The sequence below is a fragment of the Planotetraspora sp. GP83 genome (assembly GCF_041262585.1).
Lineage (GTDB): Bacteria > Actinomycetota > Actinomycetes > Streptosporangiales > Streptosporangiaceae > JAOEGB01.
Window position 1 is genome coordinate 308658 of sequence record NZ_JBGCBZ010000004.1, and the last position, 23682, is coordinate 332339.

The 23682-nt window shown below is 70.7% G+C and carries 21 protein-coding genes; 11 read left to right on the forward strand and 10 right to left on the reverse strand.

Annotation, left to right across the window (positions count from 1 at the left end):
- Positions 1-2: 2 nt before the first annotated feature.
- The 6 genes from ABH927_RS08205 to ABH927_RS08230 all read right to left on the reverse strand — a co-directional run bounded on the left by ABH927_RS08205 (position 3) and on the right by ABH927_RS08230 (position 5628).
- A complete protein-coding gene (locus ABH927_RS08205) occupies positions 3-749 on the reverse strand; it encodes an SDR family oxidoreductase (RefSeq protein ID WP_370019557.1) in 747 nt (248 codons plus the stop codon).
- Entirely contained in the window at positions 749-1558 is an 810-nt protein-coding gene (gene kduI, locus ABH927_RS08210) for a 5-dehydro-4-deoxy-D-glucuronate isomerase (RefSeq protein WP_370019558.1), read from the reverse strand. The genes ABH927_RS08205 and kduI overlap by 1 nt, the downstream gene beginning before the upstream one ends.
- A gap of 245 nt (positions 1559-1803) precedes the next feature.
- Complete coding sequence (locus tag ABH927_RS08215; protein ID WP_370019560.1) at positions 1804-2385, reverse strand: hypothetical protein; 582 nt, start codon at positions 2383-2385, stop codon at positions 1804-1806.
- A 139-nt stretch (positions 2386-2524) separates the two neighbouring features.
- Positions 2525-3976 (reverse strand): aldehyde dehydrogenase (NADP(+)), encoded by a 1452-nt coding sequence (locus ABH927_RS08220; protein WP_370019562.1) that lies wholly within the window; start codon positions 3974-3976, stop codon positions 2525-2527.
- 2 nt (positions 3977-3978) lie between these two features.
- A complete protein-coding gene (locus ABH927_RS08225; RefSeq protein ID WP_370019563.1) occupies positions 3979-4773 on the reverse strand; it encodes an NAD-dependent epimerase/dehydratase family protein in 795 nt (264 codons plus the stop codon).
- Between the two features lie 90 nt (positions 4774-4863).
- Entirely contained in the window at positions 4864-5628 is a 765-nt protein-coding gene (locus ABH927_RS08230) for an IclR family transcriptional regulator (protein WP_370019565.1), read from the reverse strand.
- Positions 5629-5812: 184 nt separating this feature from the next.
- Here ABH927_RS08230 and ABH927_RS08235 point away from each other — a divergent pair, with 184 nt between their 5' ends.
- From ABH927_RS08235 to ABH927_RS08275, 9 genes are all read left to right on the forward strand, one after another.
- Entirely contained in the window at positions 5813-7120 is a 1308-nt protein-coding gene (locus ABH927_RS08235) for an extracellular solute-binding protein (RefSeq protein ID WP_370019567.1), read from the forward strand.
- Complete coding sequence (locus ABH927_RS08240) at positions 7117-8040, forward strand: carbohydrate ABC transporter permease (protein ID WP_370019569.1); 924 nt, start codon at positions 7117-7119, stop codon at positions 8038-8040. The genes ABH927_RS08235 and ABH927_RS08240 overlap by 4 nt, the downstream gene beginning before the upstream one ends.
- Entirely contained in the window at positions 8037-8894 is an 858-nt protein-coding gene (locus ABH927_RS08245) for a carbohydrate ABC transporter permease (protein WP_370019571.1), read from the forward strand. Before ABH927_RS08240 ends, ABH927_RS08245 begins: the two co-directional genes overlap by 4 nt.
- Before the next feature lie 71 nt (positions 8895-8965).
- On the forward strand, positions 8966-9727 hold the full coding sequence (locus ABH927_RS08250; RefSeq protein ID WP_370019573.1) for an IclR family transcriptional regulator: 762 nt from the start codon (positions 8966-8968) through the stop codon (positions 9725-9727).
- Between the two features lie 131 nt (positions 9728-9858).
- Complete coding sequence (locus ABH927_RS08255; RefSeq protein ID WP_370019575.1) at positions 9859-10764, forward strand: 5-dehydro-4-deoxyglucarate dehydratase; 906 nt, start codon at positions 9859-9861, stop codon at positions 10762-10764.
- A complete protein-coding gene (locus ABH927_RS08260) occupies positions 10758-12017 on the forward strand; it encodes a glucarate dehydratase family protein (protein WP_370019576.1) in 1260 nt (419 codons plus the stop codon). Before ABH927_RS08255 ends, ABH927_RS08260 begins: the two co-directional genes overlap by 7 nt.
- Complete coding sequence (locus ABH927_RS08265) at positions 12014-13135, forward strand: hypothetical protein (RefSeq protein WP_370019577.1); 1122 nt, start codon at positions 12014-12016, stop codon at positions 13133-13135. Before ABH927_RS08260 ends, ABH927_RS08265 begins: the two co-directional genes overlap by 4 nt.
- Positions 13136-13150: 15 nt before the next feature.
- A complete protein-coding gene (locus ABH927_RS08270) occupies positions 13151-16441 on the forward strand; it encodes a BTAD domain-containing putative transcriptional regulator (RefSeq protein ID WP_370019579.1) in 3291 nt (1096 codons plus the stop codon).
- Positions 16442-16535: 94 nt separating this feature from the next.
- Positions 16536-18098 carry an MFS transporter gene (locus tag ABH927_RS08275; protein WP_370019581.1) on the forward strand — a complete coding sequence of 521 codons (1563 nt, stop codon included), beginning with the start codon at positions 16536-16538 and terminating at the stop codon, positions 18096-18098.
- Here ABH927_RS08275 and ABH927_RS08280 read toward each other — a convergent pair.
- The 4 genes from ABH927_RS08280 to ABH927_RS08295 all read right to left on the reverse strand — a co-directional run bounded on the left by ABH927_RS08280 (position 18091) and on the right by ABH927_RS08295 (position 21970).
- On the reverse strand, positions 18091-18588 hold the full coding sequence (locus ABH927_RS08280) for a DUF402 domain-containing protein (RefSeq protein WP_370019583.1): 498 nt from the start codon (positions 18586-18588) through the stop codon (positions 18091-18093). The two genes, ABH927_RS08275 and ABH927_RS08280, sit on opposite strands and share 8 nt — an antisense overlap.
- A 96-nt stretch (positions 18589-18684) precedes the next feature.
- A complete protein-coding gene (locus ABH927_RS08285) occupies positions 18685-20370 on the reverse strand; it encodes a ribonuclease J (RefSeq protein WP_370019584.1) in 1686 nt (561 codons plus the stop codon).
- A gap of 152 nt (positions 20371-20522) precedes the next feature.
- A complete protein-coding gene (gene dapA, locus ABH927_RS08290; RefSeq protein ID WP_370019585.1) occupies positions 20523-21440 on the reverse strand; it encodes a 4-hydroxy-tetrahydrodipicolinate synthase in 918 nt (305 codons plus the stop codon).
- Positions 21441-21682: 242 nt separating this feature from the next.
- Entirely contained in the window at positions 21683-21970 is a 288-nt protein-coding gene (locus tag ABH927_RS08295; protein WP_370019586.1) for a hypothetical protein, read from the reverse strand.
- Between the two features lie 204 nt (positions 21971-22174).
- Between ABH927_RS08295 and ABH927_RS08300 the strand changes: the two genes are divergently transcribed.
- Positions 22175-22912 (forward strand): GntR family transcriptional regulator, encoded by a 738-nt coding sequence (locus ABH927_RS08300; RefSeq protein ID WP_370019588.1) that lies wholly within the window; start codon positions 22175-22177, stop codon positions 22910-22912.
- 52 nt (positions 22913-22964) lie between these two features.
- Positions 22965-23636 (forward strand): RadC family protein, encoded by a 672-nt coding sequence (locus ABH927_RS08305; RefSeq protein ID WP_370019590.1) that lies wholly within the window; start codon positions 22965-22967, stop codon positions 23634-23636.
- Positions 23637-23682 lie beyond the last annotated feature (46 nt).

The following is a 23682-nucleotide window of genomic DNA, read 5'->3' on the forward strand; positions in this document are numbered from 1 at the left end:
TACTAGCGGGCCAGCCAACCGCCGTCGACCGCGAGCAGGTGGCCGTTGACGTAGTCCGAGGCGGGAGAGGCCAGGAACACGGCCGCGCCCACGATGTCCTCGGGCGTCCCCCACCGTCCCGCCGGTATGCGGGTACGGATCGCCGGCTCCCTTTCGGGGTCGTCGCGCAGCGCTGACGTGTTGTTGGTCTCGATGTAGCCGGGGGCGATCGCGTTGACCTGCACCCCGCTCGGGGCCCATTCGACCGCGAGCGAGCGCGTCAGCCCCGCGACCGCGTGCTTGGCCGCCGTGTACCCGGCCACGTTGAGCCCGCCCTGGAACGACAGCAGCGAGGCGATCATGATGACCTTGCCGGAGCCGCGCTCCACCATGGGGGCGCCGACGACGCGGGTGAGCTGGAACACCGAGTCCAGGTTCACGTCCATCACCGCCCGCCAGTCGTCGTAGGACTGGTCGAGCGCGGGACCGCGCCTGATGATCCCGGCGTTGTTGACGAGCACGTCGATCTGGTGGGCGTCGAGCAGCTCCGCCGCGGCGCCGGGGACGCGGAACGGGTCGGACAGGTCGAGCACCCAGCGGTGGGCCTTGCCGCCCGCCGCCTTGACCTCGGCCTCGGCGTCCTCCAGGTCGTCGCGGTGACCGTGGAGGATGAGGTCGGCGCCCGCGCGGGCGAGGCCGACCGCGAGCGCCCGGCCGATTCCCGTGCGGGATCCGGTGACGAGCGCCGTCTTGCCTTCCAGGGAGAACATCACCGCATGGCCTCGATCGCCACGTGCTCCATGTCCTCGAAGGCCTGGTTCTCGCCGCCCATGGCCCAGACGAACGAGTAGCTCCGGGTGCCGAACCCGCAGTGCACCGACCAGCAGGGCGAGATGACGGCCTGCTCGTTGGCGAGCACCAGGTTGCGGGTCTCCTCCGGCCGCCCCATCAGGTGGAACACCCGGTGGTCCTCGGGAAGGTCGAAGTAGAGGTAGACCTCGGTCCGGCGCTCGTGGGTGTGGCACGGCATGGTGTTCCACATGCTGCCCGGCTGGAGGACCGTGACGCCGAGGACGAGCTGGCAGCTCTGGATTCCCTTGGCGTGGATGTATTTGTAGATGGTGCGCTCGTTCGACCCCTCCTGGGAACCCAGTCGGGTCGGCTCGGCGTCGTCGAGACCTGCCTTCACAGTCGGGTGTTCGGCGTGGGCCGGGGTGGAGACCAGGTAGTAGGTCCCCCCCTCGAAGACCACGTCGCGAGAGCCCCGCCCCACGTAGAGGCACTCCTTGTTCCCCAGCTCGTACAACCGTCCGTCGACGGTCACGGTGCCCGGGGAGCCGATGTTGACGACGCCGAGCTCGCGGCGCTCCAGGAAGTAGTCCGACCGGAGCGGGTCGGGAGAGGGCAGCGCGACCGGGCCGCTCGCCCGCACCCCGCCGAGGACGATCCTGTCCTCCATGGAGTAGACGAGCCGCACCTCGCCGGAGCCGAACAGCCCTGGCACGGCGAACCGCTCGCGGAGCCGTTCGGTCGTCATCCCGGGGACCTGGTCCGGCGCCGTCGCGTGCCGTACCTCCATCGCGCCCTCCATTTGGTTTCGCTACATGAAACAATCTGCTGCTACATCGAACACTCAATGCCCTCCGGAGGTCAAGGACACCGATCGTGTTAGGGCGTGACGGGGAGGTTGCCCTCGAACAGGTCCTTCCCGTTGGCCGGGGCGGAGGCGTGGTCGCTCGCGTACTTGGCCGCGACCTCGCGGGTCTGGACGCGGAACAGGCCGCGGCCGGGGCCAGATCCAGCCCCCCTTGCCGCTGCCGTACGTCATGCCGTCCTCGTCCCAGTCGCTGCCGTCCGAGGTGAGGGCGTCGTAGCGGGTGTTCGCGTCAGGCCGGAAGACGATCTTCGGCTCCGGCGCCTTTGACCAGCAGGTAGTCGGCGTCGAGGCCGATGGCGGCTGACATCGACGCGCCCCGCGGGCAGGGTGATCAGCGAGAGCTTCGTACAGCCAGCCGAAGGCGAGCAGGTGGTCCTGATGAAGTCGACCGCCTGCCGGAGCCCGGTGGAGTCGTCGGCTCCGTCGTCGGGCCTGACGCCGTAGGACGAGGCGAGCTCGGCGGGCGTGATCTGGCAGGTGGGGTCCGGGTTGATCTGGCCGGAGCCCGGAAGCGGGGCGCCGGCGCGATATCCGGCCTTGCTCCAGTCGGGCAGACCGGCGATCGGGGCGCGCCGGTTGGCGCTGGTCAGGTCGGAGGGAGCGGGCACGGCTGCCGCGCCCGTCGCCGTCATGGCGACGATCACGGAGGCCGTGGTGAGGGCGACGGCCGCCACGCCGGCCGTCCATCCGAGTCCGCGCATGGTGTCGCGGCCCTTCAGGGGATGGCCCGCGCCCCGGAGCGACGCCATCGAACACTCCGGGACTCGGGTACGGGGGGTGTGACCGCGGTGCCGTGAAACGTAGGCTCCTTAACAAAGCCGGTCAAATATGTGAATGTTTGTTTACATCCATGAACGGCTTCCCACTCCCCGGACATCCGATGACACCTCAGACGCGCAGGCGACCGTCCACCCGCTGGGGCACTCCGAGCGGGTTGTCGTCCCGCACCTCCGGCGGAAGCAGCTCCACGGGCCAGTCCTGGTAGGCCACCGGGGTGAGCCACCGCTTGATCGAGGCGGCGCCCACCGAGGTGTGGGCGGCGTTGGTCGTCGCCGGCCAGGGGCCACCGTGGTGCATGGCCCAGCAGACCGCGACACCGGTCGGCCAGCCGTTCCAGATCAGGCGTCCGGCGATCCGCTCCAGCACCGGGGCGAGGTCGTGAGCCTCACGCGGGTCGGTCGAGTGAATGGTCGCCGTCAGCGATCCCGGGAGCCGTCGCAGCACCGCCGGAAGATCTGATGGATCCCGATATTTCACGATAATTGCGGCGGGGCCGAAACACTCCTCTCCGAGCTCCGGAAGCCCGTCGGCGAAGACCTCCAGCTCGGCCGTGAAGACCTGGGGCGTCACCGCTCCCGCCCCTGCCTCCGGACTGTCCACCGGCGCGCTCCCGGTGGCTAGGACGGACAGCCCGCCGCCGGACTCGGCCCGCCCGGCCAGCCGTCCGACCGATCGCAGGTAGCCGTCGCGGATCTTGGCGGTGAGCATCAGGCCGCCGCTGGTCGCGGCGACCGCGTCGCGGATGGGCTCCTCGAACCCGTCCGGCACGAAGACGAGGCCGGGATTGGTGCAGAACTGGCCGACGCCCAGTGTCAGCGACGCCGCGAAGCCGGACGCGACCGCCGACGGGTCGGCGGAGGGCAGCACGACGACCGGGTTGACGCTGCCCAGCTCCCCGTAGAACGGGATGGGGTCGGGCCGCTCGTCGATGAGGCCCTGGATGGCCTTGCCGCCCGCCAGCGACCCGGTGAAGCCCACCGCCGTCACCAGCGGGTGCTGGACCAGCGGCGCGCCCGCCTCGAAGCCGTGCACGAGGCCGAGCAGGCCGGGGTCCGGCAGGGCCTGCCGTACGACGGAGGCGGTCAGGTCGGACGTCTCGGGGTGGCCCTCGTGGGCCTTGACCACGACCGGGCAGCCCGCGGCGAGCGCCGAGACCGTGTCGCCGCCCGCAACGGAGAACGCGAACGGGAAGTTGCTGGCGGAGAAGACCGCGACGACCCCGATCGGGTGGTACATCCGGCGCACGTCCGGCCGAGGCGGGGTCGCCCCGGGATCGGAATGGTCGATCACCGCCTCCACGTGGCCGCCGTCGCGGATCACGTCGGCGAACAGCCGGAACTGCGACGCCGTGCGGGCGATCTCGCCGCGCAGCCGCACCTCCCCGAGGTGCGTCTCCGCATGGGCCACCGGCCACAGCTCGTCGGCGTGCTTCAGCAGCACGTCGGCCACGGCCTCCAGCACCTGGGCCCGCTCCTCAGCCGGAGTGGCGCGCCACCTCGCGCCCGCCGCCGCAGCCCGTTCCACCGCCTCTGTCACGGCGGGGTTCACACTCGAAGCCATGATCACCGTCCCAGGTTGTCGACGTGGAGCTCCGGACGGCAGAAGGTGCCGCCCAGCAGGGAGTACGCGATGTCGCCGGGGTCGAGCTCGCCGTACCGGGCGATGACCTCCTCCGCGTAGACCTCGGAGTCATCCTTGGGCTCGTAGCCGATGGCCCGGGCCTCATCGAGGGACCACCAGCGGCGGGTGTTGGCGGAGATCCCCCAGACGATGTGGAACCCGTCCGCCACCAGCGCCGCCTCCACGAGCCGGGCGCAGTCGTCTGGGGACAGCCAGGTCGACAGCATCCGGGTGTCCTTCGGCCGCTCGAAGCAGGAGCCGATGCGCAGGCACGTGACGGCCAGGCCGTACCGGTCATGGTAAAGCGAGCCGAGCGCCTCCAGCGTGACCTTGCTGACGCCGTAGAAGGTGTCCGGACGCGGGAACAGGTAGTCGGGCGCCTCCGCCATCCGGGGGTGGAACCCGACGGCGTGGTTGCTGCTCGCCATCACGACGTGCCGCACCCCGGCCTTCCTGGCCGCCTCCAGCAGCACGTAGGTGCCGTTGATGTTGACCTGGAGGATGTCCGCCCAGGGCTGTTCCAGGCTGTGGCCGCCGAGATGGAGCACCGCGTCTACGCCGTCCATCGCCTTGGTCATCGCGTCCGGGTCCGTGACGTCGGCCGTCATCGCCTCCTCCCCGGGGCCCGGTTCGACAGGGACGATGTCGAGCAGGCGCAGCACCCGCCCCTCCCGGGCCAGGCGGGGCCGGAGGTGGGTGCCGACGCCGCCCGCGGCGCCCGTCATGAGAATTCGCATGTGCCTCCTTCGTGGATCGGCGCGGACTCGGCGCCGGGTTAGGTCGGCGCGGACTCGGCGCCGGTTGGCTGGGCGCGGACTCGGCGCCGGTCAGATCGCCCCCGTGCGCAGCAGATCGGTGATGCGCCGGGCGGCGTCGAAGAGGGTGTCGACGATGTGCTTCTGATGGGTCTCGTCCAGACGCGCCAGCGGGATCGAGACGCTGAGCGCGTCCGTCACCGGCATGCCGTACGGCAGGGCGACGGCGAAGCACCCGAGACCGGGGACGTTCTGCTCGCGCTCGCTGGCGTAGCCGTTGAGCCTCGCGCGGTCCAGCTCGTCGCGCAGGGCGTCCCTGTCAGTGATCGTGTACGGCGTCAACGCCACGAGGGTCCCGGGGAGCAGTGACTCCACCTCGTACGGCGGGCGGGTGGCCAGGATCGCCCGGCCGAGCGCTGTGGCGTACGCCGGCTGGCGGCGGCCGACCCGCGACGTGAAGCGCAGGTGGTGCTCCGATTCGCGGCTGGCGAGGTAGACCATGTCCGTCCCGTCGAGCCTGGCGAGGTGGACCGTCTCGTTGGTCTCCGCGCGGACGTGTTCGAGGACCGTCGCCGCGGCGCGGACCACCGGGTCGCGGTCGAGGTAGGACGTGCCGACCAGCAGGGCGCGCACGCCGATGCCGTAAGCGAGGCCGCTGGGGTCGGCCTCCACCCAGCCGCGGCCGAGCAGGGTCTGCAGGAGCATGTACAGGCTCGACTTGGGGTAGCCGAGCTCGGTCTGAAGCTCCGCGAGTGTGAGCCTGCGCTGCGCACGGGCCAGCGCTTCCAGCAGCTCCACGGTCCGGTCAGCCGATTTGACCGGAGCCCGCATTTCCATCCGAAGTCCTTTCGTTGGACGCCGCAAGTGTTGCAGCGCCCCTCCGGCGTTCACAATACCGATCAAAGTTCACATGTATGACTCGGCGTCAAACCGTTGACTGTGCTACATGGCCCCGTTACGTTCACCTGAACAAGCGCCACATTTGCGAATCAATCCAAGTATGTGAACAGGAGGCGGTCTGATGCCACGTCGTCTGCTCGGGGTCGCAGTTGCACTGGTCCTGGCCGTACCGCTCTCAGCCTGCGGCTCCGGAGGATCCAGCTCCGACGACGCACTGGAGATCTGGATACGCCAGGTACCCAACTCGCCCTCGCACAACACCGCCAAGAAGTTCGTGGCGGCGTTCGAGAAGGCCACCGGTGTCAAGACGAAGCTCGTCGCGCTCTTCGACGACTTCGAGACCAAGCTGCAGCAGCAGGCCGCGGCCAAGGATCTGCCGGACATCGTCATCAACGACACGGCGCGGCTCGGCAACATGGAGCACCAGGGATGGCTGCGCGAGATCGACAAGGCCAAGCTCAAGGGCAGCGACCAGCTCTCCGACATCGCGTGGAAGGCCGCCCAGGCCGGTGACGGCAAGTACTACGGGGCCCCGTTCTCCGCGCAGTCGTTCGCGCTGATCATCCGTAAGGACTGGCGCGAGAAGGTCGGCATGCAGCCCCCGCAGACCTGGGACGACCTGGCCAAGCTGGCCAAGGCGTTCACCGACAAGGACCCCGACGGCAACGGCGCCAACGACACGGCCGGGTTCGTCGCCCCGGCGGGCACCAAGCGCGGTTACGCGTCCTGGTACGCCTCCTCGCTGATCTTCGCCAACGGCGGCGACTTCCTCAAGGCCACCGGCCCCGGCAAGTTCGCCCCCGCGGTCAACGACCCCAAGACCGTCGAGGCCGTGAAGTGGCTGCAGGACCAGTTCTGCACCGCGAAGACGGTCAACCCGGGCGCGGTGAGCAACGACACCACCGTCACGCACACCGTGTTCGAGAAGGGCCAGGGCGGCATCTACCTGGTCGGCCCCTACGTGCTCGCCCGGTTCGTGAAGAGCATCGGCAGCGACAAGATCGAGGTCGTGCCGGTGCCCAAGGGCCCGTCCGGCGGTCCCGGCACGCTCGGCGAGGGCGAGAACGTGTACGAGATGGCCGGCTCCAAGCACGAGGCCGAGCAGCAGAAGTTCGCCGAGTACGCGATCTCCGTAGACGGCCAGAAGGTCGGCATGAACGGCGACAACGAGGGGCCGATCGTCCGCCTCCCGGTCAACAAGGGAGTGGACCTCTCCGCCGAGCGCCAGGACCCGCGCTGGAAGGTCTTCCAGGACTCCTACCAGTACGCCGTCTACGCCCCGCCGGTGCCTGACTGGACGCCGTTCCGGCAGAAGTCGGCCGACGCGATCAACGCGGCCTGGGCCGACTGCTCGACCGACGTCAAGGCGTCGATGGACACTCTGGCCAACACCTTCACCCAGGAACTGGCGACCCAGAAAGCATCATGACCGTCACTCTGTCACCCCCCAGGGACCAGGTGACCCCGCGCCGCCGCCCCAAGTCGAGGTGGCGGCGCGGGCCGCTGGTCGCGTGGCTGTATCTCACCCCCGCGCTGCTGCTGTTCCTCTACTTCAAGTTCATCCCCATGTTCGAGGGCCTGCGGATGAGCTTCTACGAGGTCCGTCCCTACCTGGGTGACCGGTGGGTCGGCCTCGACAACTACCGGACGATCCTGACCGACAGCGCCTTCACCTCGGCCATGTGGCACACCGTCCTGCTGGCGGCGGGCACCACGGCCGGGTCGATCCTGCTCGGCCTGTTGCTCGCCCTTCTCGTGGAGGGACCGGCCAGGTATCTGTGGTTCGTCAGGACCGCGGCGTTCCTCCCGGTGGTGACCACGATCGCCGCGGTCGCCGAGGTCTGGCGCATCATGTACCACCCCGCTGGCGACGGCCTCCTCAACAGCATCATCGGCTGGGTCGGGCTCGGGCCGGAGCCCTTCCTGGCGAGCGAGCACTCCTCCCTTCTGTCGATCATGGGCATGGGGATCTGGCGTGGCGCGCCGTACGACATGATGATCTTCGTGGCCGGTCTGGTCGGCGTGGACCGCACGCTCTACGAGGCGGCCGCCGTTGACGGGGCGACCCTGTGGCAGCGGTTCACCAAGGTCACGCTGCCCGCGCTGCGGCCGGTGTTCTGGATCCTGTTCACGCTGGCGGCGATCCGCGGGCTGCGGATCTTCGTCGAGGTCTATGTGATGACGAACGGCGGGCCCAACGGGTCCTCCGAGGTGCTGATGACCCTCATCTACAAGGAAGGCCTGCAGAACAACGACCTGGGCCTGGCCTCCGCGGGGTCGCTCGTACTGTTCCTGGCCACGTTGTTCCTGACTGTCGTGGTGCAGCTGGTGCGCAGGAGGTCGTCATGAGATTCGACACCACGCTGGGGCTCGAATCCCGCAAGGGCCCGGTCGCCACCGTGCTCAAGTTCGTGCTCTACGCGGGCATCGTGATCATCTTCACCGGACCGCTGGTGGGGCTGCTGGTCAGCGCGTTCAATCACGTGGTCGATCCGACCCACTTCTCGCTTCCGGAACAGCTCACGCTGGAGAACTTCACCAAGGCGGGCGAGCGGAAGGTCTACCTCTACCTGGTCAACTCCTTCGTCGTGGTCGGGTTCGGGCTGCTGCTGCAGATGGTGGTCAGCGTGTTCGCCGCCTACGCGCTCGCCCGCAAGAAGTTCCGCGGCATGGCCGTCGTCCTGCTGCTCATGCTGACCACGATGATGATCCCCGAGGAGATCATCGCGATCCCGCTCTCGGTCGTGCTCGGCGATCTGCCGGTGCTCCACACCAACCTGCTCGGGTCGTACGCCGGCATGATCCTGCCGGTCGGCGCCTGGGGCTTCTCGATCCTGGTCATGACCGAGTTCATGAAGGAGGTCCCCGTCGAGATCGAGGAGGCCGCGCGGATCGACGGCGCGGGCGAGTTCCGCACGTTCTTCACCATCATCCTGCCGCTCTGCCGCCCCGCGCTCGGTGTCATCGGCGTGTTCGGCTTCACCATGATCTGGGACCAGTACCTGCTGCCGCTCATCGTGGCCACGGACTCGGACCAGTGGACCCTGCCGATCGCGCTCCGGACGCTGAGGTCGGACGAGGAGGTCGGCATCGGGGTGCTGCTCGCGGCGTCGCTGCTGGCCCTCCTGCCATCGGTCATCGCGTTCCTGGCCTTCCAGCGCCAGTTCATGCGCGGCCTGACCAGCGGCGCCGTCAAGGGATAGCCGTGTCACATATATGAACGGCGGACGATACTCTGACAACCATTGCACCACTCTCGGCAGATGGGACAGCCGTGGAGCCCTCTCTGGTCAAGTCCGCGGAGCGGACCGTCCGCATTCTGGAGGCATTGGCGGCCTCGCCGCAGAAGCTCAGCCTGTCCGAGCTCCAGCAGCGCGTGGGATACCCGCGCAGCAGCCTGCACGCCCTGCTCCGCACTCTCGCCGAGCTGAAGTGGATCGAATCCGACGAGACCCGCCTGGCGTACGGCATCGGCCCGCACGCCCTGCTCACCGGCACCGCCTACCTGGACAAGGACCCGGCGCTGCCGCTCGCCCACGAGACCCTGGAGGACCTGCGCGCCGAGGTCGGGCACACCGTGCACTACGCCCGCCGCGACGACGCGCACGTGCTCTACCTGGCCAGCCGGGAGTCCCGGGAGGAGCTCAGGGTCATCTCCCGGGTCGGGCGGCGGCTGCCCGCGCACGTGACCGCGCTCGGCCAGGCCTTGCTGGCCGAGCTGACCGACAACGAGATAGCGGCGACCCTGCCTGAACGGCTCGAGGGCATCACCGCGCACAGCTACACCGACCGGGCCGCCCTCATCGCGGAGCTGGACCGGGTGCGCGTGCGCGGCTGGGCGTACGAGCGTGAGCAGGGCACGGCCGGGGTCGCCTGCGTGGCCTGCGCCGTCGACTACCGCATTCCGGCCACGGACGCCATCAGCTGCTCGATGCCCGCCGGGCTGCCCGAGGACCAGATCGAGAAGATCATCGACGCTCTGGTCCGGCACACCCGCAAGCTCGCCGCGACCCTGCGGCGCGAGGGAATCCGCTGACCTCGGCGTCCCCTTCCTTATAGGTCATCCCCGGGCGTGTTGACTTCTATGAGAATGCCCAGTTAGTTTCTGGATACCGCCCAGCATGAAGGACGCCGTCCACATATGTGGACGAGGTGAAGGGTTGATACATGCATCTCGACGGCATTCTGTTCTTTCCGGTCACCCCGTTCACCGCGGATGGCCGGCTCGACGAGGAGGCTCTCCGACGACACGTCGATGAGGGCGTGAGGGCGGGCGCGGGCGGAGTGTTCGCCGCGTGCGGAACGGGCGAGTACAACGCCCTGGGTCTCGACGAGTACGAGCGGGTGGTGCGCGTCTCCGTGGAGACGGTGGCCGGGCGCGTCCCCGTCCTCTCCGGCGCGGGCGGCGCGCTGCCGTTCGCCCGGGCCTGCGCGGAGACCGCCGCCGGGGCCGGGGCCGACGGCCTCCTCCTGCTGCCGCCCTACCTGGTCACGGCTCCGGTGAGTGGGCTGGTGCGGTACATCCGCGACGTGAGCTCCGCGACGGACCTGCCCTCGATCGTCTACCAGCGCGGCAACGCCCGGTTCACGCCGGACGCCGTCGTCGAGCTCGCCGGGCTGCCGAACATCATGGGGTTCAAGGACGGGCTCGGCGACCTCGACCAGCTCCAGCGGATCGTCCTGGCCGTACGGGACGCCACCGACCGCGAGTTCGCCTTCTTCAACGGGCTGCCCACCGCCGAGATGACCGTCATGGCCTACCGGGGCATCGGCGTGAACCTGTACTCGTCGGCCGTCTTCTGCTTCGCGCCCGAGGTGGCCCTCGGCTTCTACAAGGCGGTCACCGCCGGCGACGACGACCTGGCCAGGCGGCTGCTCGCCGAGTTCTACCGCCCGCTGGTCGAGCTCCGCGACCTCGTCCCGGGCTACGCCGTCTCCCTGGTCAAGGCCGGCGTGACGCTGCGGGGCCTGAACGCGGGGGTGGTGCGCCCGCCGCTGATCGACGCCGCGCCGGAGCACATCGCACAGCTCGAAAGGCTCATCGCGCGAGGATCGGAGATCGTCGGATGCTGATCCGGGAGGTCCACGTCACCCCGGTCGCCTTCCGGGACCCCCCGCTGCTCAACGCGGCCGGCGTGCACGAGCCGTGGGCGCTGCGCACGATCGTCGAGGTGGTGACCGACGAGGGGCTCACCGGGCTCGGCGAGACCTACGGCGACCTCGACCACCTCGGCAAGGTCCGCGACGCGGCCCGCTCGCTGATCGGGCTCGACGTCTACCACCACAACGCGGTCTACGCGGCGGTGATCGCCTCCGTCGGGGCCGACGTCGTCGTGGACAGGCACGGGCTGACCGGCGCGGCCACGCACGAGAAGACCGTCGACCGGGTGTTCTCGCCGTTCGAGGTGGCGTGCCTCGACATCAAGGGCAAGGCGGCCGGGCGGCCCGTCGTGGAACTGCTGGGCGGCAAGGTCAGGGACGCCGTGCCGTACAGCGCCTATCTGTTCTACAAGTGGGCCGGGCATCCGGGCGAGCCGGAGGACTCCTTCGGGGCCGCGCTCGACCCCGCCGGGCTCGTCGAGCAGGCTCGCATGTTCATCGACAGGTACGGCTTCCGCTCGATCAAGCTCAAGGGCGGGGTGTACCCGCCGGTCGAGGAGATCAAGGCGATCCACGCGCTGCGGGAGGCGTTCCCCGAGCACCCGCTCCGGCTCGACCCCAACGCCGCGTGGACCGTGGACACCTCGATCGAGGTCGGCCGCGCGCTCGACGGCGTCCTCGAATACCTGGAGGACCCGACACCGGGCATCGAGAACATGGCGAGCGTCGCGCCGCTGGTCCCCATGCCGCTGGCGACGAACATGTGCGTGGTGACCCCCGAGCACCTCCCTTCGGCCATCCAGGAGAGCGCCATCGGCGTGCTGCTCCTCGACCACCACTACTGGGGCGGGCTGCTCAAGTCCTCGCACATCGCGACGCTGTGCTCGACCTTCGGCATCGAGCTGTCGATGCACTCCAACTCCCACCTCGGCATCAGCCTGGCCGCGATGACGCACCTGGCGGCCGCCACACCGGCCATCACCCACGACTGCGACACCCACACGCCGTGGCAGGACGGGCAGGACGTGATCGCGCCGGGTGCGCTGCGGTTCGTGGACGGCGCCGTCCCGGTGCCCGACGGGCCCGGTCTCGGCGTCGAACTCGACCGCGACGCCCTTGCCGTCATGAACGAGCAGTATGAGAAGTGTGGCGTCCGCTCCCGCGACGACACGACGTACATGCAGAGCTTCGACCCGTCCTTCTCGGCCCGGAGGCCACGCTGGTGAACGTCATCTACGCCTATCCCTGGGACATCGTCGGCGACCCGGCGGCCGCCGGACGCCTCAGGTCTCTCGGCGCGGACGCCGTGGCGCTGGCCGCGTCCTACCACACGACCCGCGCGGCCACCCCGCTCCATCCGGAGCACCGGCTCGTCGACGCCCGGCACGCCGCGTGTTACGTCCCGATCCGGGAGGAGGCGTGGAAGGGAAGCCGTCTCGCCCCCGCCGCGCCGGCGTGGGTGGCGTCCGACGACCCGTTCGGCGAGGCCCGCGACACGTTGCGCGCCGAGGGCCTGCCCGTCCACGCCTGGACCGTCCTCACCCACAACACGCTGCTCGGCTCCGCCAACCCCGACCTGGTCGTCACTAACGCCTTCGGCGAACGGTACTCGTACGCGCTCTGCCCAGCCTCCGCCGACGTCCGGGAATACTGCCGGACTCTCGTCCACGAGGTCGTCGAGCTGGGCGACCCGGACGCGCTGATCCTGGAGGCGTGCGGCGCGCTCGGGTTCCGCCACGGCGGCCACCACGAGAAGACCGACGGCACTGACTGGAACGCCGCGGTGATCGCGCTGCTGTCCCTCTGTTTCTGCACGGCGTGCGTCTCCCGCTACGAGTCGGCCGGGATCGACGTGGCCGAGCTCCGGTCCCGGGTGCGCGCCGCCGTCGACCAGCCGGCCGAGTCGGTCGAGTCGGCGCTGGGCGACCTGGCGGAAGCCATACGCGACCTGAGGACGGGGCTCGCGGGCGAGCTGCGCGCGCTGCTGCTCGCGGAGGCCCGCTCGGTGCGGCCCGGCATCCCGATCGGCCTGCACGCGAACGCCGACCCCTGGGCGACCGGCCCCTTCGCCACCGTGCCCGCCGGCGTGGACGTGGACGTCCTGATCGGCAACTGCTGGAACGCCCCCGAGGTCGACGAGGCCGGGCTGCGCGGGCTCGGGCGGCTCGGCCCGCGCGTCGGGGCCTACCTCCTCGCCCTCCCGCCGCGTCCCGCGGACGGAGAGGCCCTGGCCTGGCTGGCCGAAACCTACACCGCCGCCGGCGCCCAGGAGATTCACTGGTACCACGGCGGCCTCGCCTCCGCCGCCCGCCTGGAAGCGATCGCTCACGCGATCAGACGGTAAGCCACAATCTCATGCATGCGGTTCGGCATTCTCGGCCCCACGGAGGCCCGGCTCGGCGATAGGCGCCCAGATGACGGCCCGGATGACGGCCCGGATGACGGCGCGGATGAGGGCCGGGTCCCGGTCGGCGGGCCGGGGCTCCGGGCGCTGCTCGCGCTGCTGCTTCTGGGGGCGGGCCGGGTGGTCAGCGGCGAGCGCCTGATCGGCGGCCTCTACGGCGCCGAGCCGCCCGCCAACGCCGTCAACGCCCTTCAGGCCCAGGTCTCGCGGCTGCGCCGGCAGCTCGGCGACCTGGTGGAGGGCCATCCCGCCGGATATCGCCTCGCCGTCGATCCTGACGATGTGGACGCGTTCCGGTTCGAGCGGCTCGCGGCCGAGGGGCGGCGGGCCCTCTCATCGGGGAACCACCGGGCGGCGGCCGCGTCGCTGCGGCAGGCCCTCGATCTCTGGCGCGGGCCCGCTCTCGCCGACGTCCTCGACGCGCCGTTCGCGGCCGCGCAGGCGACCCGGCTGGAGGAGCTGCGCCTGACCGCGGCCGAGGACCTCGCGGAGGCCAGGCTCGCGCTCGGCGAGCACGGTCACCACGGTGAGCCCAGTCACCACGGTCAGCACGGGGACCTCGTCGCCGAGCTGCGGGACCGGGCGGCCGCCCACCCGCTGCGCGAGCGGACCCTCGGCCAGCTCATGCGCGCGCTCTACGCGGCCGGCCGCCAGGCCGAGGCGCTGGCGGCGTTCGAGGACGCCCGGCGGAGGCTCGCCGACGAGCTGGGCGCCGACCCCTCCGCCGAGCTGGCCGCGATCCACCTGGCCGTGCTCCGCTCCGACCCGTCCCTCTCCCCCGGCCCCGCCGTACGGCACGCGCTGCCCGCCCAGCTCACCACCCTGGTGGGCCGGGCGGAGGACCTGGAGCGGATCGGCGCGCTGCTCGGCGAGGCGCGGCTGGTGACGCTCACCGGTCCCGGGGGCACCGGCAAGACGCGGCTCGCGACGGAGGCCGCGGGCCGGGAGCCCGGCAACGTCTGCTTCGTCGAGCTCGCGCCTCTCGGTGACGGGGCCGACGTGCCGCAGGCGGTGCTCGCCGCGCTCGGGCTCCGCGAGACCGGGCTGCTGGCCACCCCGGCGCCGCCTCGCTCCGGGCCGGCGCCGGATCCCGTCGCGAGGCTGGTCGCGGCCCTCGCCGACCGGCCCGCGCTGCTCGTGCTGGACAACTGCGAGCACGTCGTGGAGGCCGCCGCCCGGCTCGCCGACCGCCTGCTCAGCGCGTGCCCGGCGCTGCGGGTCCTGGCCACCAGCAGGGAGGCGCTCGGCATCACCGGCGAGCGGCTCTATCCCGTTCCTCCCCTCGATCTGCCGCCGCCCGGCACGCCAGCGGCGGAGGCGCTCGCCTATCCGGCGGTGCGGCTGTTCGCCGAGCGTGCCTCCGCCGTACGGCCCGATGTCGAGCCCGGTGCGGAGGACATCGTGCGGATCTGCCGGGCGCTCGACGGGCTGCCGCTGGCGATCGAGCTCGCCGCCGCCCGGATGCGGTCGCTGACGGCCGCCGAGCTCGCCGCCCGCCTGACCGACCGCTTCTCGCTGCTGTCGCGCGGCAGCCGTACGGCGCAGCCGAGGCACCGCACGCTCCGCGCGGTGGTCGAGTGGAGCTGGGACCTGCTCGACGAGGCCGAGCGCGCGCTGGCGAGGCGGCTCACGGTCTTCGCGGGCGGCGCGACGCTGGAGGCGGCCGAGCGGGTGTGCGGGGTGCCGGACACGGACGGCGTGCTGGCCTCCCTCGTGGAGAAGTCCCTGGTCGAGGCCGTAGCAGGGGGTGCGGGCGACCGCTACCGGATGCTGGAGACCATCCGGGCCTTCTGCGCGGAACGGCTGGCCGAGGCGGGCGAGGAGGAACGGCTCCGCCGGGCCCACCTGGCGTACTTCCTGGATCTCGCCGAGACCGCCGACCCCCACCTGCGCGGGCCGGAGCAGCTGGAGTGGCTGCGGCGGCTGGACTCCGAGCGCGACAACCTTCACGCCGCCCTGCACCGTGCCGCCGACAAGCACAGGGCCCCTGACGTCAGGGACGCGCTGAGACTGCTTTCGGCGGCGACGGGCTACTGGTTGCTGCGCGGCCTGCGCGGCGAGGCCTCCGGACTGGCGCGCGAGCTGCTGAGGAGGACGGGCCCAGAGCCGCCGACGGGTCTGGAGCAGGAGCACGCGCTGTGCACGCTCACCGCGGCGGCCGGCAGCGGCCACGGCGCCGAACTCGGGCCGCGCCTGCCCAACGCCATCCGGGTGATCGACGGCCTGACGGCCCTGCCCCGCCAGCCGTTCGTGGTCGTGCTGCGCGCCATGGTCGGCGGCCCGCCCGACCATGGCGTCTACCGCGAGCTGGAGCGCAAGCGCGGGCTGCTGGACGAGGACCCGTGGACGCGCGCGCTCAACGACTTCGGCCGGGGATACATGAGGATGTTCGGCGGGCACCTGGCGGAAGCCGAGCAGGAGATCACGAGAGCGCTCGACGACATCCGGTCGGTCGGTGACCGCTGGCTGATGTCGATGGCGCTGTCCGCCCTCGCCGACCTCGCGGACTGGCGGGGCGACTACGCGAGGGTGGTGGCCCTGGCCGACGAGGCGCTCGACCTCACCGAGCGCCTCGGAGCCACGGCCGACATGGCGGAGACGCTGTGCCGCCGGGCCGGTGGACGGATGCGCGCGGGCGACGAGGCGGAAGCCCGTGCCGACTACGAGCGCGCCGCCGAGCTGGCCCGGAGTGCCGGCGTTCCGGACCTGCTCGCCGCCGCCCACCTCGGGCTCGGCGAGCTGGCCCGGCTGCGCGGCGATCTCATCGAGGCCCGCTCGCTGTGCGAGACGGCGCTCGCCGAATGCAGGGCGGACTGGTTCAGCGCCGAGGAGACGCGCTCTCGGGTGTACCTCTCGCTGGGCTGGACCGCCGAGCGGGAGGGCAACGCCGCCGAAGCCCTCGCCTGGCATCGGCGGGCACTCTCGACAGGGCTGGGCGACCGGAACCTCTCCATGGCCGCCAAGGTGGCCGAAGGGCTCGCCGGAGTCGCACTGCTCGAAGGGGACGGCGAGCGGGCGGCCCTCCTGCTCGGCGTCGGCACGGCTTTGCGCGGCTCACCCGGCGTGGGCAGTCCCGACACCGACCGGGTCGCCGCGGGGTGCCGCGCACTGATCGGAGACGCGGCCTACGACAGCGTGTACGCGCATGCCACGGCCGCCACCCGCGAGCGGATGCTCGCCACCGGCGACGCGTCCGCCCCCGCGCTGACCGTCATCGAAGGGCACCTGTCAGCGCTGGGCGGGTGACTCGTCAGATCGGACGGGTGACCCGTCAGCTTCGGTGGGTGACTCGTCAGCGTTCGGTGAGTGGCTCGTCAGCGCGACCGCCGACCCTGCGTGCATGACGAACTCCCGCAAGTGGGGCACGCTGGTGATCGCGTGCCTGGCTGTGCTGCTGCTGTCCATCGACCTGACCGTCCTGCACCTCGCCAGCCCCAAGCTGGCCGCCGACCTGAACCCGTCGGCCACCCAGTTCCTCTGGATCGCCGACATCTACGGCTTCGCGCTCGCCGGGCTGCTCGTGACGATGGGCAACGTGGGCGACCGGATCGGCCGCAAGCGGCTGCTGCTCATCGGCACTGCCGCGTTCGGCGCGGCCTCGGCGATAACCGCCTACGCGCCCAATCCCGAGCTCCTCATCGCCGCTCGCGCGCTGCTCGGCGTCGCCGGCGCGATCATCATGCCCTCGACGCTCTCGCTGGTCCGCAACGTCTTCACCGACCCGAAGGAGCGGACCAGCGCGGTCGGCATCTGGAGCAGCGTCTCCGCGGCGGGCTTCGCCCTCGGCCCCCTTGTCGGGGGCGTGCTGCTCGACCACTTCTGGTGGGGCTCGGTCTTCCTGATCAACCTGCCGGTGGTCGCGCTCATACTGGTCACGGGCTTCATCGTGCTCCCCGAGTCAGGCAACCCCCGTCCCGGCCGGATCGACCTGCCGAGCGTCCCGCTCTCGGTCGTCGGCGTGCTCGGGCTGATTTACGCCCTCAAGGAGGCCGCGCGCGGCGGAGCCGCCCAGGGATCCGTCATCGCGACCGCCGCCATCGGAGTGGCTGCCCTGGTCGTGTTCGTCTGGCGGCAGACCCGGCTGGCCGAGCCGCTCATCGACGTCCGGCTGTTCCGCCGCCGGGCCTTCGCCGCGTCGGTGGGCGCCGAACTGATCGCGATGTTCGCCATGCTGGCCATGTCGCTGGTCTTCGCACAGTACTTCCAGCTCGTCCTGGGCTGGTCGCCGTTGATCGCGGGCCTCGCCGGGATGCCCGGGGGCTTCGCGGCCGGCGGAGGCGGGGCGCTCGCCGGCACGCTGGTCCACAAGTGGGGCCGGGGACCGGTGGTCACGCTCGGCCTCGTCATGACCGCGGCCGGGTTCGCGCTGTTCAGCCGGATCGGCACCGACCTGAGCTACCCCTATCTGCTCGTCGCCATGATCATCCAAGGCGTCGGCACGGGGTTCACGTTCGCCGTGACGAACGACACGCTGCTCGCCACGGCGCCGAAGGAGCGAGCGGGGGCGGCCGGGGCCATCTCCGAGACCGCTCACGAGATGGGCGGCGCGCTCGGCATCGCCGTCCTCGGCAGCGTGCTGAACAGCGCCTACCGCAACGGCCTCGACCTCCCGGCGGGGCTGCCCGCCGCGGCCGAGGCCCAGATCCGCGACACGCTCGGAGGCGCTCTGCGAGCCGCCGCCACCCTGCCCCGTGACGTGGCCGGGGCCGTCACGGGCGCGGCGAAGCAGGCGTTCGTCGAGGGCCTCCACGCCACCGTTCTGACCGGCGCGGCGATCCTCCTCTGCCTGGCGGTCGCCGCCCTGTTCGCGCTGCGCGGCGTCCCCAAGGTGATCCCGGAATACGAGAGCACTGGGCAGGATCTCTCCGAGGACCCCGCCGAGGGCGTCCCCGCGGTCAGCTGACCAGCGACAGCCAGTGGTCGTGCGCGCCGCCGAACGGGCCGGACGCCCGGCCCACGGCGTCCATCAGCCAGGCGGCCGACCGCTCCGCCTGGCTGATCACCTCGTCCGGGTACGCGTAGAGCACCTGGTGCTCGGCGAACTCGTCCTCGTCGTCCAGGTGCAGGCGACCGTCCTTGAACCTGAGCACGTCGAGATCCAGATCGACCATGGTGACCTCGCCACCCTGCCACACCGGCACGGTGGTGACGTCGCAGTAGATCGCCGTCTCGTGCCCGTCCGCGTTGAACGTGGCCGTCCACCACTGGTCGCGCGGGAAAAGCATGACGAACGGCATCTCCCAGACGACCGGGGGCTCATGTCCCCTCTGGCCGACGGTGCCGGCGCTGCAGCCGACCCACGAGCCGTGCTCGTCCTCACCCAGGAGCCTCCCCGGATGGTTCCAGTGCAACGATCCGCCGTATTTGCGGTAGACGACCCTCACCTCGGACACGGGCGGGACGCTATGCCACGCCCATCCCCGAACGCAACGGCATATTCACCGGAGGCCGGCGACGACGGCCGGCCTCGGTGCGTGTTCGTACGGATTTCAGACCTCGACGACCACCGGGATGACCATCGGGCGGCGGCGGTAGGTGTCGCTGACCCAGCGTCCGACCGTACGGCGGAGGGTGCGGCGGATCTGCAGGACGTCGGCCACGCCCGCCGCGGCGACCTCCTGGAGCGCGATCTCGATCTGCGGGATGACCGCGTCGAACGCCTCCGGGTCGATGCCGGAGCCACGCGCGGTGATCTCCGGGCCGCCGGTGAGCTTGCCGGTGGTGGAGTCGACCACCACGACGATCGAGATGAACCCCTCGTCGCCCAGGATGCGCCGGTCCTTGAGCGCCACGTCCGTGACGTCGCCGACCGACGTGCCGTCCACGAAGACGTACCCGCACGGCACCGCGCCGACGATCGCGGCGTGGCCGTCGACCAGGTCCACGACGACGCCGTCCTCGGCGATCACGATGTTCTCCTCCGGCACACCCGTGAGGGCGGCGAGACGAGCATGCGCCCGCAGATGCCGCCACTCGCCGTGGACCGGCATGAAGTTGGACGGCTTGGTCAGGTTCAGGACGTACAGCAGCTCCCCGGCGGCGGCGTGACCCGAGACGTGCACGCGGGCGTTGCCCTTGTGGACGACTCGCGCGCCCCAGCGGGTGAGGCCGTTGATGACCTTGTTGACCGCCGTCTCGTTGCCCGGCACCAGCGAGGACGCCAGCAGGACCGTGTCGCCCGCCGCGATCCGGATCGGATGGTCGCGGTTCGCCATGCGGGACAGCGCCGCCATCGGCTCGCCCTGGGATCCGGTGCAGATCAGCACCACGTCCTCCGGCGGCCACTCCTCGATCTCGCGGGAGTCGACCAGCAGGCCCGGCGGCACCTTCAGGTAACCGAGATCACGGGCCACGCCCATGTTCCGGACCATGGACCTGCCGATCAGCGCGACCTTGCGGCCGTGCTTGTCCGCGGCGTCCATGATCTGCTGCACCCGGTGGATGTGCGAGGCGAAGCTGGCGACGATGATCCGCTTGTCGGCCGCGCGGAACACGTCGTCGATGACCGGCGCGATGTCCCGCTCACTGGTGACGAAACCGGGCACCTCGGAGTTCGTGGAGTCCGACATCAGCAGGTCGACGCCCTCCGCCCCCAGCCGGGCGAAGCCGCCGAGGTCGGTCAGCCGCCCGTCGAGCGGGAGCTGGTCCATCTTGAAGTCGCCGGTGTGCAGCACGATGCCGGCCGGCGTCCTGATCGCCACGGCCAGCGCGTCCGGGATGGAGTGGTTGACGGCGAAGAACTCGCACTCGAACGGCCCGAACCTGCGCCGCTCGCCCTCGACCACCTCGACCTTGACCGGCTGGATCCGGTGCTCGGACAGCTTGCTCTCGATCAGCCCCAGCGTGAGCCGCGAGCCGACCAGCGGGATGGCCGTCCGCTCGCGCAGCAGGTACGGCACGGCGCCGATGTGGTCCTCGTGCGCGTGCGTGAGGACGACCGCCTCGATGTCGTCCAGGCGGCCGCGGATGTAGTCGAAGTCCGGCAGGATCAGGTCCACGCCGGGCTGGTCCGGCTCGGGGAACAGCACGCCGCAGTCGACGACGAGAAGGCGGCCGTCGTACTCGAAGACCGCCATGTTGCGGCCGATCTCGCCCAGGCCGCCGAGGGCGACGATGCGCAGGCCGTTGTCCGCCAGCGGCGGGGGCGGCCCCAGCTCGGGATGCGGGTGGCTCATGCCGTCTCCTCGCCTTCGGCTCGGAGTGGCATTCGCCAGGCGCTGCGTTGATTGATTCGCTCGCTACGCTCGCTCATGCGAGCTCCTCCGCACCCGGCGTGACGGCTACGGCTTCCGGTATTTCGCTCGCTCATTCGGCTCCATTTTTGTTGTTAGCTATCGACAAGTTTGAGACCGCCCGCGATGAGGTCCTCACGCAGCAGCGCGACCTGCTCCTCAGTGGCGTCGACGAGCGGAAGCCGTACGGATCCGCCGTCCTGCCCGGCCAGCTTCAGCGCCGCCTTCGACATGATCGCGCCCTGGGTGCGGGTCATGATGCCCGTGACCACCGGCAGCAACTGGCGGTGGAGCGCGAGGGCGCCCGCCACGTCGCCGGAGCGATAGCGATCGATCATGGAGGCGAGCTCCGCGCCCGCCACGTGGCCGACGACGCTCACGAGCCCGGCCGCGCCGACCGACAGCCACGGCAGGTTGAGCGTGTCGTCGCCGGAGTAGAAGACCAGGTCGGTCGCCGCCATGACCTGGGAACCCGCGAAAAGGTCGGCCTTGGCGTCCTTGACCGCGACGATGCGCGGGTGCCGTCCGAGCCGTATCAGCGTCTCGGTCCGGATCGGCACGCCAGTGCGGCCGGGGATGTCATAGAGCATCACCGGAAGGCCGGTCGCGTCCGCGACAGCGGTGAAGTGGCGGTAGAGACCTTCCTGCGGCGGTTTGTTGTAGTACGGCGTGACGACCAACAGGGCGTGCGCCCCCGCACGCTCGGCGGCGCGGGCCAGCTCGACACTGTGATGGGTGTCGTTGCTCCCGGCCCCGGCGATGACGACGGCCCGGTCCCCCACGGCCTCGAGGACGGCCCGCAGGATGCGGTCCTTCTCCTCGTCGGTCGTGGTGGGAGACTCCCCTGTCGTGCCGCTGACGACCAGGCCGTCGTTGCGCTGCTCGTCCACAAGATAGGCGGCGATGCGCTGGACACCCTCGTAGTCGACCGCGCCGTCGGAGGTGAACGGCGTGACCATCGCGGTCAGCATGCGGCCGAAGGGGGCGTCGGAGGTTCCAGTTGGCGATGCCATAGAGCGAACGCTACCTGGATCCGGGGAGGCCCGTGGACGCCGCCACCCCGTTGTGCCCAAGTCACCAGCGGCGTCGCGGCTTCCGGGATGGGAGCGCGGGACCGGGGGCGGCGAAAGAGGCCGCCGATATGTGCTCGGGGGTACACACATCAGCGGCCTCTACCGGAGAATCGCCGCGTCTTACGGCCGCGTTACACGCTCCTGGTGAGAATTTTTCGGATCCGCCGTATGCGCCCCTGCGGTCAGCGCGCCTGCCCCAAGATCAGCCTGGTCCAGAGGTCCTCCATGCGCACGGTGATGAGCCGCTCCGTCTCATGGACGCGGTTGCCCTCGTCCCTGCGGATCGTCCGCCGGATGAACAGCACCCCGCCGGCGTGGCACAACTCATAGATCGTCGCCTTGCAGTCGCACGTGTGCCTGCGGACCCGGATCCGGTCGCTCCGGTGCGTCGGCACCATCCAGTTGATTCGCTCGTGGCCGGACTGAAGCGGCGCGACATGGATCCCGTGGTACGGCGGGGGCACGTTCACCGAGGACGACTTCGCGGCGCGAGGAGTCCGCCGTTGATCAGCGGAAACTCTAGGACTTGCCGGATTTGACGGCGGAGTACCAGATGCGCCCATTTGTGGCCTTTCGGCTGGCAAAGTTGGAATCACAGGCGGGGTCCATTACTCTGGGTTGCTTGTCGAATACGCCACCATTGGGAATCCGTTCAGCCCCCGAGGGATGGATTGATGGCCAACTCTGATCCGGTTTACCTGCGCGTAGTCGAGGACCTCCGCCGTCAGATCGTCGATGGCACGCTCCCACCGGGGGCGCCGATCCCCTCCCGGCACCAGATCACCAGGAAGTACAGCGTCGGCGAGACCGCCGCCCGCCACGCGCTCCGCGTCCTCGCCCAGGAGGGCCTGATCGTCGGCCGCGTCGGATCCGGGCACCGGGTGCGCGAGAAACCGACGCTGCTCCCCCTCTATCGGAGCCGCGTCCCCGAGCCCCACACGCCGTTCGCGATGGACATGCAGGCGAGCAGCCGGCATCCCACGTGGACCTGGCGGAGCGAGCTCTCCGAGGCACCACCGGAGATCGCTCAGCGTCTGCAGCTCAGCGAGTGGAGCCCGGTGATCAGAATCCGCTCCGTCTTCCGCGGCGACGGCAAGCCGATGCAGCTCGCCACGTCGTACGAGCTGGTCGAGTTCGGCCAGAGCCAGGCCCCGGAGGAGGGGACGAACGAGCGCCGGAGCGCGGTGTCCCGGATGGCGGCCAACGGCACCCCGGTCACCGAGATCGGCGAGACGGTCCACGTCCGGGTGCCCCAGCCGACCGAGAGCGACCTGCTGGTGCTCCCCGCCGGCGTTCAGGTCCTGCATGTCGAGCGCACCTACTGGGCCGGAGAGCGCCCGGTGGAGACCAGTGACATCGTGATCCCGGGTGACAGGTTCCGCCTTGTCTACGGGATTCCCGTCCACCTCTGACTGTCGGTGGCCACTGGTACAACCATCCCGGATTCCCCATCCGGAGGTGCCGATGCGCGTCAAGGACCTGCCCCCGACCGACCAGCCCCGTGAGCGGCTCCTGACATCGGGGGCGTCGGCGCTGGCCGACCGGGAGTTGCTCGCCCTGCTGCTCGGCTCGGGCAGCAGGGGCGTCAGCGCCGTCGAGCTCGCGTCCCAGGTCATCGCCCACTGCGGCGACCTGGGCGAGCTCTCCCGGTCCGAGGCGCACCGGCTGCTCGCCGTGCCGGGAGTCGGGCCCGCCAAGGCGGCGCGCGTCGCCGCGGCCTTCCATCTCGTACGGCGGGCACAGGCCGAGCCGGAGCGCAGCCGCATCACCTGCTCGGCCGACATCGCGGCCGCCGCGGCGCCCCTCCTCCACGGATATCCGCGGGAGCGGCTCGTCGTGGTGATCTGCGACCCCCGTGGCGCCGTGATCCGCCGTGTCGTCATCAGCGAAGGCGGAAGCGACCACACTCCCGCGCCCGTCCGCGACATCATCACCACCGTCCTCGTCTCCGGCGGGGCCGCCTTCGGCCTCGCCCACAACCACCCCAGCGGATCCCTGGACCCGAGCACCGCCGACCTCCAAGTCACCGCCCGCCTCCACGAGGCCGCCGACACCGTCGGCCTCCGCCTCCTCGACCACGTGATCGTCACCGACACCGCCTGGCGCCGGATTCCAGACGCAGGATTGCAGAGTTGACTCTAAGTCCTCTCGATACTACTGGTCTATAAGCCCGTATGACTCG